The organism is Streptococcus sp. k-90 (genome assembly GCF_013277565.1).
Taxonomy (GTDB): Bacteria; Bacillota; Bacilli; order Lactobacillales; family Streptococcaceae; genus Streptococcus.
On the sequence record NZ_VMNE01000006.1, the window covers coordinates 100,940 to 114,316 of the forward strand.

Annotated in this window: 8 protein-coding genes; 7 read left to right on the plus strand and 1 reads right to left on the minus strand. The window is 42.9% G+C overall.

Annotated features, from left to right (window positions below; translation table 11 throughout):
* Positions 1 to 34 precede the first annotated feature (34 nt).
* The 7 genes from HT734_RS02800 to HT734_RS02830 all read left to right on the plus strand — a co-directional run bounded on the left by HT734_RS02800 (position 35) and on the right by HT734_RS02830 (position 9,393).
* A complete protein-coding gene (locus HT734_RS02800; protein WP_033680789.1) occupies positions 35 to 793 on the plus strand; it encodes an isoprenyl transferase in 759 nt (252 codons plus the stop codon).
* 8 nt (positions 794 to 801) lie between these two features.
* Positions 802 to 1,605 (plus strand): phosphatidate cytidylyltransferase, encoded by an 804-nt coding sequence (locus HT734_RS02805; protein ID WP_061758899.1) that lies wholly within the window; start codon positions 802 to 804, stop codon positions 1,603 to 1,605.
* Positions 1,606 to 1,620: 15 nt separating this feature from the next.
* Entirely contained in the window at positions 1,621 to 2,880 is a 1,260-nt protein-coding gene (gene rseP, locus HT734_RS02810) for an RIP metalloprotease RseP (protein WP_061758898.1), read from the plus strand.
* A 12-nt stretch (positions 2,881 to 2,892) separates the two neighbouring features.
* Entirely contained in the window at positions 2,893 to 4,746 is a 1,854-nt protein-coding gene (locus HT734_RS02815) for a proline--tRNA ligase (protein ID WP_061758897.1), read from the plus strand.
* Positions 4,747 to 4,844: 98 nt separating this feature from the next.
* Positions 4,845 to 6,224, plus strand: a complete 1,380-nt coding sequence (bglA, locus tag HT734_RS02820) for a 6-phospho-beta-glucosidase (RefSeq protein ID WP_061758896.1) — start codon at positions 4,845 to 4,847, stop codon at positions 6,222 to 6,224.
* A 192-nt stretch (positions 6,225 to 6,416) separates the two neighbouring features.
* Positions 6,417 to 8,225, plus strand: a complete 1,809-nt coding sequence (gene glmS / locus HT734_RS02825; RefSeq protein WP_173277623.1) for a glutamine--fructose-6-phosphate transaminase (isomerizing) — start codon at positions 6,417 to 6,419, stop codon at positions 8,223 to 8,225.
* Between the two features lie 118 nt (positions 8,226 to 8,343).
* Positions 8,344 to 9,393 carry an LLM class flavin-dependent oxidoreductase gene (locus HT734_RS02830; RefSeq protein ID WP_173277621.1) on the plus strand — a complete coding sequence of 350 codons (1,050 nt, stop codon included), beginning with the start codon at positions 8,344 to 8,346 and terminating at the stop codon, positions 9,391 to 9,393.
* A 99-nt stretch (positions 9,394 to 9,492) separates the two neighbouring features.
* Here HT734_RS02830 and HT734_RS02835 read toward each other — a convergent pair whose 3' ends face one another.
* The gene (locus tag HT734_RS02835; protein ID WP_173277619.1) at positions 9,493 to 13,368 is read right to left on the minus strand and encodes a pullulanase; all 3,876 of its coding nucleotides are present in this window, start codon (positions 13,366 to 13,368) and stop codon (positions 9,493 to 9,495) included.
* Between the last annotated feature and the right edge of the window lie 9 nt (positions 13,369 to 13,377).

Here is a 13,377-nt window from a genome sequence, read left to right on the forward strand (position 1 = left end):
ATGAAACGATAGATTTTTGAATAGGAATAAGATCATGTTTGGATTTTTTAAGAAAGATAAGGCTGTGGAAGTAGAGGTTCCGACACAGGTTCCTGCTCATATCGGCATCATCATGGATGGTAATGGCCGTTGGGCTAAAAAACGTATGCAACCGCGAGTCTTCGGACACAAGGCGGGCATGGAAGCATTGCAAACTGTGACCAAGGCAGCTAACAAACTAGGCGTTAAGGTTATTACAGTTTATGCCTTTTCTACGGAAAATTGGACCCGTCCAGATCAGGAAGTCAAGTTTATCATGAACTTGCCAGTAGAGTTTTATGATAATTATGTCCCGGAATTGCATGCGAATAATGTTAAGATTCAAATGATTGGGGAAACGGAGCGCCTGCCTAAGCAAACCTTTGAAGCTCTGACTAAAGCTGAGGAATTGACTAAGAACAACACAGGTTTGATTCTGAATTTTGCCCTCAACTATGGTGGACGTGCTGAGATTACACAGGCTCTTAAGTTGATTTCTCAGGATGTTTTAGATGCCAAAATCATCCCAGACGACATCACAGAGGAATTGATTGGCAACTATCTCTTTACCCAGCATTTACCTAAGAACTTACGAGATCCGGACTTGATTATCCGGACTAGTGGAGAATTGCGTTTGAGTAATTTTCTTCCATGGCAGGGGGCCTATAGTGAGCTCTATTTTACGGACACCTTGTGGCCTGATTTTGATGAGGTAGCCTTGCAGGAAGCTATTCTTGCCTACAATCGTCGTCATCGCCGATTTGGAGGAGTTTAGGAGGAGATATGACAAAGGATTTACAAAAAAGAACCTTGTTCGCAGGGATTGCCCTGGCTATTTTCCTACCAATTTTAATGATTGGGGGCCTTTTGCTTCAGATCGCCATCGGAATCATAGCCATGCTAGCCATGCATGAACTTTTGAAGATGAGAGGTTTAGAGACCATGACTATGGAGGGGCTCTTGACCCTCTTTGCAACCTTTGCCTTGACCATTCCCTTGGAGAATTACCTGACTTTTTTACCAGTTGATGGGAATGTGGTTGCTTATAGTGTGTTGATTTCAATTATGTTAGGAACAACTGTTTTTAGCAAGTCCTATACGATTGAGGATGCTGTTTTCCCTCTTGCTATGAGTTTTTATGTGGGCTTTGGTTTTAATGCTCTCTTAGATGCTAGAATTGCAGGTTTAGATAAGGCACTATTAGCCTTGTGTATTGTTTGGGCAACAGATAGTTGTGCTTATCTTGTAGGGATGAGATACGGTAAACGAAAATTAGCGCCAAGGGTATCACCCAATAAAACCTTTGAGGGATCTTTTGGTGGTATTTTAGGAGCTATCTTGATAACAATTGTCTTTATGATTTTTGATAGGACAGTTGCTCTTCCGTATGGAATTTACAAGATGTCAGTCTTTGCTATTTTCTTCAGCATTGCTGGACAATTTGGTGACTTACTAGAAAGTTCGATCAAGCGTCACTTTGGTGTTAAGGATTCTGGGAAATTTATCCCTGGACATGGTGGTGTTTTGGATCGCTTCGACAGTATGTTGCTTGTATTTCCAATCATGCACTTATTTGGACTCTTTTAGAGAAAGGAAGATAGAATGCTCGGAATTTTAACCTTTATTCTGGTTTTTGGGATTATTGTAGTGGTGCACGAGTTCGGACACTTCTACTTTGCCAAGAAATCAGGAATTCTAGTGCGTGAATTTGCCATCGGTATGGGCCCAAAAATCTTTGCTCACATTGGCAAGGACGGAACGGCCTATACCATTCGAATCTTGCCTCTGGGTGGCTATGTCCGTATGGCTGGTTGGGGTGATGATACGACTGAAATCAAGACAGGAACTCCTGTCAGTTTGACCCTTACTGATGATGGTAAAGTTAAACGCATCAATCTCTCAGGTAAAAAATTGGATCAAACAGCCCTCCCTATGCAGGTGACTCAGTTTGACTTTGAAGACAAGCTCTTTATCAAGGGTTTGGTTCTGGAAGAAGAAAAAACCTTTGCAGTAGATCACGATGCAACGGTTGTAGAATTAGATGGAACTGAGGTTCGTATTGCACCTTTAGATGTTCAATATCAAAATGCAACTATCTGGGGCAAACTCATTACCAACTTTGCAGGCCCTATGAATAACTTTATCTTAGGTGTCGTTGTTTTTTGGATTTTAATCTTCATGCAGGGTGGCGTCAGAGATGTTGATACCAACCAGTTCCATGTCATGCCCCAAGGGGCTTTGGCTAAGGTAGGAGTGCCAGAAACGGCTCAGATTACCAAGATTGGCTCACATGAGATTAACAACTGGGAAAGCTTGATCCAGGCTGTGGAAACAGAAACTAAAGATAAGACGGCCCCAACTTTGGATGTGACTATTTCTGAAAAGGGTAGTGACAAACAAATCACTGTTAGTCCTGAAGAAAATCAAGGCCGTTACCTTCTAGGTGTTCAACCGGGAATTAAGTCGGACTTTCTATCTATGTTTGTGGGTGGTTTTACAACCGCTGCTGATTCAGCTCTCCGAATTCTATCGGCTCTGAAAAATCTGATTTTCCAACCGGATTTGAACAAGCTAGGTGGACCTGTTGCCATCTTTAAGGCAAGTAGTGATGCTGCTAAAAATGGAATTGAAAATGTCTTGGACTTCTTGGCAATGATTTCCATCAATATTGGGATTTTTAATCTTATTCCGATTCCAGCATTGGATGGTGGTAAGATTGTGCTCAATATCCTAGAAGCTATCCGCCGCAAACCATTGAAACAAGAAATTGAAACCTATGTCACCTTGGCCGGAGTGGTCATCATGGTTGTCTTGATGATTGCTGTGACTTGGAATGACATTATGCGACTCTTTTTTAGATAATCGAGGAATATTATGAAACAAAGTAAAATGCCTATCCCAACGCTTCGCGAAATGCCAAGCGATGCTCAAGTTATCAGCCATGCTCTTATGTTGCGAGCTGGTTATGTTCGTCAAGTCTCAGCAGGTGTTTATTCTTACCTGCCACTTGCCAACCGTGTGATTGAAAAAGCCAAAAACATCATGCGCCAAGAGTTTGACAAGATTGGTGCCGTTGAGATGTTGGCTCCTGCCCTTCTCAGTGCAGAGTTGTGGCGCGAATCAGGTCGTTATGAAACTTATGGTGAAGACCTTTACAAACTAAAAAACCGTGAAAAATCAGACTTCATCTTAGGTCCAACTCACGAAGAAACCTTTACAGCTATTGTCCGTGATTCTGTTAAGTCTTACAAGCAATTGCCACTCAACCTTTATCAAATCCAACCTAAGTATCGTGATGAAAAACGTCCACGTAATGGACTTCTTCGTACACGTGAGTTCATCATGAAAGATGCTTACAGTTTCCACGCTAACTATGATAGTTTGGACAGTGTTTATGATGAGTACAAGGCTGCTTATGAGCGTATTTTCACTCGTAGTGGCTTAGACTTTAAGGCTATCATCGGTGACGGTGGAGCCATGGGTGGTAAGGACAGCCAAGAATTTATGGCCATCACACCTGCTCGTACAGACCTTGACCGCTGGGTTGTCTTGGACAAGTCAGTTGCCTCATTTGACGAAATTCCTGCAGAAGTGCAAGAAGAAATCAAGGCAGAATTGCTTAAATGGATGGTTTCTGGTGAGGATACCATCGCCTACTCAAGTGAATCTAGCTATGCGGCTAACTTAGAAATGGCAACAAACGAGTACAAACCAAGCAACCGTGTTGTCGCTGAAGAAGAAGTGACTCGTGTTGCAACACCAGATGTTAAATCAATCGATGAAGTTGCAGCCTTCCTTAACGTTCCAGAAGAACAAACGATTAAAACTCTTTTCTATATGGCAGATGGTGAGCTTGTTGCGGCTCTTCTAGTTGGAAATGACCAACTCAACGAAGTCAAGTTGAAAAACCACTTGGGAGCAGATTTCTTTGACATTGCTAGTGAAGAAGAAGTGGCAAATGTTGTTCAAGCAGGATTTGGTTCACTTGGCCCGGTTGGTTTGCCGGAGAATGTTAAAATCATTGCAGACCGTAAGGTGCAAGATGTTCGCAATGCAGTTGTGGGAGCAAATGAAGATGGCTACCACTTGACTGGTGTGAATCCAGGTCGTGATTTTACTGCAGAATATGTGGATATCCGTGAAGTTCGTGAGGGTGAAATTTCTCCAGACGGACAAGGTGTCCTTAACTTTGCGCGTGGTATTGAAATTGGTCACATCTTCAAACTCGGTACTCGCTATTCAGCAAGCATGGGAGCAGATGTTTTGGATGAAAATGGCCGTGCTGTGCCAATCATCATGGGATGTTATGGTATCGGTGTCAGCCGTCTCCTTTCAGCAGTGATGGAGCAACACGCTCGCCTCTTTGTTAACAAAACGCCAAAAGGTGAATATCGTTACGCTTGGGGAATCAACTTCCCTAAAGAATTGGCACCATTTGATGTGCACTTGATCACTGTCAATGTCAAGGACGAAGAAGCGCAAGTCTTGACAGAAAAACTTGAAGCAAGCTTGATGGGAGCAGGTTACGAAGTCTTGACAGACGACCGTAACGAACGTGTCGGAGTGAAATTTAGTGATAGCGACTTGATTGGATTGCCAATCCGTATCACTGTTGGGAAGAAAGCAGCCGATGGCATCGTAGAAGTCAAGATTAAAGCGACTGGTGACACCATCGAAGTTCATGCAGATAACTTGCTCGAAACGCTTGAAATCCTCAGCAAGAAATAAAAACTATAATCAGAAGAAAAACAAGGAAAAAATGTAACTAGTTTTTACCTTGTTTTTTCTGTATAATGGGAAAAATGAGTAGATAAAGAGGTAAATGTATGCTAAGATTTCCAAAGGATTTTGTCTGGGGATCCTCTACTTCTGGGCCACAGACAGAAGGACGTGTAGCTGGTGACGGTAAGGGAGATAATCTCTGGGATTATTGGTACCAAGTGGAGCCAAATCGCTACTATAATGGAATTGGTCCAGATAAGACATCGACCTTTTATGAAAATTGGGAACAGGATATCGACCTCTTGTTAGAAACTGGTCACACGGTCTTTCGAACTTCTATTCAGTGGTCACGGATTTTTCCACAAGGCTGTGGAAAAGTCAACCCTCAAGGTGTGGATTTTTATCGTAAGGTCTTTGAGGCTATTAAGGCCAAAGGTATTCGTCTTTTAGTCAATCTTTATCATTTTGATTTGCCTTTTGCCCTTCAAGAAGATGGTGATGGTTGGGAAAATAAGGCGACTGTCTCAGCCTATGAAGACTATGCTCGTTTTTGTTTTGAGACTTATGGAGATTTAGTGGATCAATGGATTACCTTTAACGAGCCCATCGTTCCAGTAGAATTTGGCTATTTTTACGATGCCCATTATCCACATAAGGTGGATGCAGAGGCAGCCGTTAAAGTAGCTTATCATACACAATTGGCTAGCAGTCGGGCGGTTAAGGCCTGTCATGAACTCTTGCCAGATTCCAAGATTGGGATTGTCCTCAACTTGACACCGGCTTATCCACGTAGCCAGCATCCTGCTGATGTCAAAGCAGCTCGGATTGCGGATCTCTTTCAGGCCCAATCCTTCTTAGATCCGTCCGTTTTGGGGACTTATCCACAGGAGTTGGTAGAAATCTTGCATGAATACGGTCTCTTGCCTGATGCTACAGAGGAGGAGTTGGATCTCATTCGTGACAATACAGTGGATTTCCTTGGTGTCAACTACTATCAACCCTTGCGTGTTATGGCTCCTCGATTTGCTAAGCATCCAGAGAGTCCACTCTTACCAGAACATTTTTACGAGCCTTATGTGATGCCTGGGCGTAAAATCAATCCTCATCGTGGCTGGGAGATTTATGAGCAAGGGATTTATGATATTGCCCAAAATATCAAGGAAAATTATGGCAATATCGAGTGGATGCTGACTGAGAATGGCATGGGTGTTGAAGGGGAAGAAAAATTCCGTCAAGATGGAATGATTCAAGATGATTACCGTATTGACTTTGTAAAAGGTCATCTTCGTGAACTGCACCGTGCCATTGAAGATGGAGCCAACTGTAAGGGCTACTTGATTTGGACCTTTATCGATTGCTGGTCATGGCTCAATAGCTATAAAAATCGCTATGGTTTGGTCGAATTAGACTTGGAAACGCAAGAACGTCGTCTGAAAAAATCAGGGCACTGGTTCAAGGAGCTAAGCGATAATAATGGATTTTAAAAAAGGACTCTGACTGATTATCCTAATTGGTCAGAGTTTTTTGCTTACAGGAGCTTAATTTGAACTATACCAATTTTTACTCTTGACAAGTGAAAGAAACAAGTATATACTGTTTTTGCTGATTCTATAAAAGAGGAATCAGACTATACCAATTTTAAGGAGAAAGCACAGCTTGCCTGTGTCGTATATACTATGTGTGGAATTGTTGGTGTTGTTGGAAACACAAATGCAACTGATATTTTGATTCAAGGTCTTGAAAAGCTCGAATACCGTGGCTATGATTCTGCGGGGATTTTTGTCCTAGGTGGCGCTGAGAACCATCTAGTCAAGGCTGTAGGTCGTATTGCAGAATTGTCTGCCAAGACAGCTGGTGTTGAGGGAACGACTGGTATCGGACATACTCGTTGGGCTACTCACGGAAAACCAACGGAAGACAATGCTCACCCACATCGCTCTGAGACAGAACGTTTTGTTTTGGTGCACAATGGGGTGATTGAGAACTACCTTGAAATCAAGGAAGAATACCTTGCAGGTCACCACTTTAAGGGGCAAACAGATACTGAAATCGCCGTTCACTTGATTGGAAAATTTGCGGAAGAAGATGGCTTGTCAGTTCTTGAAGCCTTCAAAAAAGCTCTTCACATCATCCGTGGTTCTTATGCTTTTGCCTTGGTTGACTCACAAGATCCTGAAGTCATCTACGTAGCTAAAAATAAATCACCACTTTTGATTGGTCTTGGAGAAGGCTATAACATGGTCTGCTCAGATGCTATGGCTATGATTCGTGAGACCAACCAATACATGGAAATCCATGACCAAGAGTTGGTAATCGTCAAGGCTGATAGTGTTGAAGTTCAAGACTATGATGGCAACAGTCGTGAGCGTGCTAGTTACACTGCTGAACTTGACTTGTCTGATATCGGTAAGGGAACTTACCCTTACTATATGCTCAAGGAAATTGATGAGCAACCAACAGTGATGCGTAAGTTGATACAAGCCTACACAGATGAGTCTGGTCAAGTAGTCGTTGACCCAGCTATCATCCAGGCTGTTCAAGACGCAGACCGTATCTACATCCTTGCAGCTGGGACATCTTACCACGCAGGATTTGCTTCTAAGAAAATGCTGGAAGAATTGACAGATACGCCAGTTGAACTTGGAATCTCATCTGAGTGGGGCTACGGTATGCCACTTCTCAGCAAGAAACCACTCTTCATCTTTATCAGTCAGTCTGGTGAAACAGCGGATAGCCGTCAGGTTTTGGTTAAGGCTAATGAAATGGGAATCCCAAGCTTGACAGTAACAAACGTACCAGGCTCAACTCTTTCTCGTGAAGCTAACCATACCATGCTTCTTCATGCAGGTCCTGAAATTGCTGTGGCCTCAACCAAGGCCTATACAGCGCAAATCGCAGCCCTTGCCTTCCTTGCAAAAGCAGTCGGAGAAGCAAATGGCAATGCTAAAGCGCAAGCCTTTGATTTGGTGCATGAGTTGTCAATCGTAGCTCAGTCTATCGAATCAACTCTTTCAGAGAAAGAAGCTATTGAAGCCAAGGTTCGTGAGCTTCTTGAAACAACTCGCAATGCCTTTTATATTGGACGTGGTCAAGATTACTACGTAGCCATGGAAGCAAGTCTCAAACTTAAAGAGATTTCTTACATCCAGTGTGAAGGCTTTGCGGCAGGAGAACTTAAGCATGGAACTATTGCCTTGATTGAAGAAGGAACGCCTGTCTTGGCCCTCTTGTCAGATCCAGTCCTTGCTAATCATACTCGTGGAAATATCCAAGAGGTGGCAGCCCGTGGTGCTAAAGTCCTCACTATCGCAGAAGAAAATGTTGCCAAAGACACAGACGATATCGTTCTTACGACTGTACACCCTTACCTCTCACCGATTTCAATGGTTGTACCAACTCAATTGGTCGCTTACTTTGCAACACTCCACCGTGGACTTGATGTGGACAAACCACGTAACCTTGCTAAGTCAGTAACGGTAGAATAAGCTAAAAAAGTCTAGTTATCTAGGCTTTTTCTTGTGAGCAAATTGGTTGCTTGTAGTCAAGTTTCGTGTTAGAATAATTTTTCAAATTGAAGGACAGAAATAGACAAGGGGAATCACAATGGTAGAATTGGGAATTTCAACATTTGGGGAAACAACGGTGCTTGAAGGGACTGGGCAGACTTATAATCATGCTGAACGCATTCGCCAGTTGGTGGCAGAGATTGATCTGGCTGACAAGGTTGGTTTGGATGTGTATGGAATTGGTGAGCACCATCGAGCGGATTTTGCGGTATCAGCCCCAGAGATCGTCCTGGCAGCTGGGGCAGTCAATACCAAGAAAATCCGTTTAACCAGTGCAGTCAGTATTCTCTCAAGTATGGACCCTATTCGTTTGTTCCAACAATATGCGACCATCGATGCTTTGTCAAATGGACGTGCGGAGATTATGGTTGGAAGGGGTTCTTTCACGGAATCGTTTCTTCTGTTTGGATATGATTTGAAAGACTACGAAGCCCTTTTTGATGAGAAATTAGACTTGCTTCAGTTAGTCAATGAAAAGACCAAGTTAGACTGGCAAGGTCGATTGACCCAAACAATCTCTGGCAAAGAAGTCTATCCTCGTCCAGTTCAGGACAAATTACCCTTGTGGATAGCGACAGGTGGTCATGTTGAATCAACTGTGAAGATTGCTCAGGCTGGTCTACCGATTGTTTATGCCATTATTGGTGGCAATCCGCGTTATTTTAAAAAATTGATTCAGGCTTATCGTGAGATTGGGAGCGAAACGGGTCATGCCAGTCATGAACTAAAGGTTGGAGCCCATTCTTGGGGTTGGATTGCTGAAGATGGCGAGCAGGCTGTGAAAGATTATTTCCATCCGACCAAGCAAGTGGTGGATGCTATTTCCAAAGACCGTCCGCACTGGCAGGAATTACGTTATGAGCAATATTTGGAACAGGTAGGGCCAAATGGCGCTATGTTTGTGGGCAATCCAGATCAGGTGGCAGAAAAATTGATTCGCATGATAGAGGATTTAGGATTGGACCGCTTCATGCTCCATCTACCGCTTGGTTCCATGCCTCATGACCAGGTTCTGAGAGCTATTGAACTCTTCGGCACGCAAGTGGCTCCAAAAGTACGGGCTTATTTTGCCATGAAAGAGGCTTAATAAAAAATACTAATCAAATGTATTATAACCACAAATATTGTACAAAAAATAATCCCCCTGGACTTAATGCTTGGGGGATTTTTCTATAGGAGGGCTAGTTTAGTTCTCTTTTTTGTTTTTTAGCAAGAACCCGAGACCTAGAAGAGCGAGGAGACTAATTCCTGCAAACAGGAGTTTGTGATCGTTTTTGGTTCCTGTATTTGGAAGTTCAGCTTGTTTAGCTGGGGTTGCAGGTATATTTTCCTTGCTAGAGTTTTCTACAGATCCGTTTTGAATAGCTTCACTTACAGATGCTGGTTGTGCTTCTTGTGCTGGTTGTTCAGCTTGTGAATCAGTTGTAGCTTGGCTAGGTTTATCTTCTGCATCAGCTACTTTTTCATCTGGTCTAGTAGAATCAGGTTTAGTTTGTGGAGCTGGAGTTTGCTGTTCCGGTTTGACTACTCGGTTTGACATATTGTCTTGGCCGTTATTTTGACCGTGTTCTTGTTTTAGGCTAGAAAGGTCAAATTCTGGTTTTTCTTCCATAGCTGGGGCAACAATGGCACCGCCTTGAGAGACTCGAAGAACAGTAGCTGTAAGGGCATTCAATTTCAAGCCTTTTTCAGTCCATTCAAGTCCTTTCGGGTTGGCAATTCCAACTGGTCCTGCTTGGTTTTCATCTGCTAGAACTTCAGCATTTCTGAGGTGGGCAAAGGCAGTTCCCAAATTAAATTCGCGAGCTTTTTCATCCGCATTGACAAAGACTGCGTAGATATCACCGTTTGGAGCAGTAATTTGGTAGCCAATTACTACATCCTCTTTTTCTACACCATTTTGACCTGGAACAGTGATGAGGTGGACACGGTCCTTGATATCTTTAAGACTCTTGAGTCGGAAGGCATCTGTAGATTGACGAAGGGCAATCAACCCTTTCATATAGTCACGGCTCTTGACATTTTCAGGATATGCTTTTCCATCTGTAGCCTTAGTCCAATCAAACTTGTTGACTGCATCGCTAGAATCATAAGAGTCATGGATGAAGTAAGGATAGTCAAATGGATTGCCGTCCTTATCACGCAACAAGTGAGATTTGTTTGGAACCTTGTCCTCTGCTACTGGAGTCTTGTAGGCTGGGTCACGGAATTGTTTGGTACGTCCATATTCTTGACCAGAGTGGATAAATGGAGTTCCTTGAGCTGTCAAGACCATGAGGTTTCCAAGTCGTAAACGACGATGAATCTCAGCATAGTTCTCGGCCTTGCTTGGGTCTTTTTTAATAGACTGAGCGATGATGTCAAAGAGGGTCAAGTTATCATGGGCTGCGATGTATTGGATGACATCTCCAGGGCTGTCTGCTTCAAAGTTGGTTGGTTGAGCTATCAGATTTTTGAAGATAGTGTTGATATCACGCTTGCCACCTGTGATAAAGGCAGGTTGACCTTCATTTGGATAACCAGATTTGAGGTTGTTACGGATGTCATCTGAGAAGACAGCGACAGTATCGGTATGTTTCATCCAATCTTGGTCAGCAGCTTTAGTAGGCATATTTTCATCACCAGCATAGGTTCTCCAACCTTCACCCAGCATGATGAGGTTTGGATTGAGGGCGCGTGCAGCCTTGTAAGCTTCTTCGATAGAAGCGGCGTCATGGTCTCCCATCATATCGAAGCGGAATCCATCTACTTTGTAGGTATCAACTAGATATTTGATAGAATCAACTAGGAGGCGTTTGGTCATATGGTGAGTTGTCCCCAAACGTCCACCACCAAAGCTAGTTCGAGGTGTTCCATCAGCATCCATAAAGTGATAGTAGTTTGGTTCCAAATCTTCAAAGAGATCGACTTTGGCTGTATGGTTATAAACTACGTCCAGGATAGCTCCCATGCCACGTTTGTGGATTTCGTTGATGAGGTTTTTGAATTCTGCGATTCGTTTTTCTGGATTCTTAGGATCGCTTGAGTACATACCAGTCAATGAGAAGTAGTTTTGAGGGTCATATCCCCAGTTGTAGTTGCTGTTGCTTGAAGCATAGTCAGATAAGCGTTCGTGGTTCTTCAACTCATTGACAAAGTAGTAAGACAAGACTGGAAGGAGTTGGATGTGGGTTACACCCAAGTTTTTGAGGTAGTCTAGTTTTTCGATAAAGGCTTCAAAAGTACCAAATGGCTTAGTCAAATCTTTTGCGATGGCAGGATCTGAAGTGAAGTCACGCACATGAGCTTCATAGATGACAGCATCTTCGCGCGATTTGAAGTTGCGAATCTTACCATAAGTCAAGTCTTGAGGTCCTAGTTTAGCTGGATTTACAAAGGCAGCTTTAGCCACTTTATGGGCATCGTCAATCTTAGCATCGTCACTATTCCAAGCAGCGAGGGATTTAGCGTAAGGATCGAGTGCAAGAATAGTTTTACCTTGACGCTCGATTTGGTATTGATAATAGTAGCCAGTGAAATCTGTGATGCCTAGTTTGTTTGTGCTATCTAGAGTTTGTTTCCAAGTTCCTCTTTCCCCTTTTTCAAGAGCTACAGTTCCAACTACTTTTTCAGGGTCATTCTTGTCGTAGATAACAACAGAAACCTTATCAGCACTTGGTGACCAGAGGGTCAAATCAACCTGTTTTCCTTCTTCTTTGAGGTCAGCTCCAAGTTTACCATCATAGCTGTAAGTCTCATCTTTAAGACGCCAGCTTGTTTTGGTAGTGAATTTGTCAGAGTTGTAGCTAACGGTATAAGGATGTTTTGTGTCAGAGAAATCTCCGCTGTAGGTCACTTTCTTACCAGCCTCATCGATTGCAACATCAGTGATAGTTACTTTGTTTCCTAGATGATTAGTGATGTTGGAGTGTTTGAGGATATCTTCTTTTTTAGCACCGACAAGTGTTGAAAAACTACTTTCAATGCTAGAAGTTCCTACGTGTTGAGCTCCTGTCATGCGGATATCGTGCACATAGTAGGGGTTGGTGTAGATGGTTTCGTCATCATCTTTTAGGAAAATTTGGCTATGATTTTTCAAATCTGTGAACTTATAATCTTCTTTACGGATTTTCACATCGTCTCCTTGTTTCTTTCTGTCTAGTAATAAAAATCCAAGATCTTTAGCTGCATCTTTGAGTGGAATATCGATATAGCGACCATATTTGCCTGTAGCCGTAAAGTCTGTTCCGTTAGGCCATTCACCACTACTTGGATTTTTCACATCTCCCCAGTACCAGAGAGATTTCTTGTCATAGTTGCCATCTGTACGGTAGTAGTTGACGCGAATAGTTCCTGCAGGTTGTGGCTCGTAAGAGAAAACCTTGTGATCTTGGTCTAACCAAGCCTCATTCATCTTTGGTGCCAGTTTTTCTACCGATTTATCGCCGGTTAGATTTTTTCCGGCTGTATTATTGATGAGGAAGCTAATTTTTTTGGCTTGTTCTCCCTTTAATTTGACATCTAGGTAGTAGCCGTAGTCATCTTTTTTGGCATCCTTAAAGGACAAAGCTCCGTTAGGCCAGTTTTCAGAAGGTTTTTCAACATCGTCCCAAGTCCATAGTCCTTGACTATCCTTGTTTTCTTCAGGAAGTTTTTTGACGTGGATACGGAAGTAATTGTCTTCGATTGGCTCTTCTGCCTTAGTTTCAGTCGTAGTAGAAGTAGTTGGTTCGCTTGAACGATCTTGTCCGGTTTGTGGTGCTGAATCAGCGGGAGTTGCAGCAGGAGTGGTTGCCTCTGTTGCAGGTTGTTCTTCTTTTTTCTCTAGGGAAGCGTTTGCATTGTTAGGTGAAGAAAAATCGCTTTCGTTCTTTCCAGCGATGTCTGCTGTATCAGTAAGAGGTTGAGTAATAGTGTTAGTCGCTTCAGCACTAGCTGTTGTGGTTTCGTTGGCTGAGATAGTTGGTGTAGCCATGGCAAGTAGGACAAGGCTTGCGCCGATAAGGACAGAACCAGTTCCATTTTTGAGAGAACGGATGCTGTAGACCATTTTTTTCTCAGTGTGAGATGGTTTTTTTCTCATAATGATTCT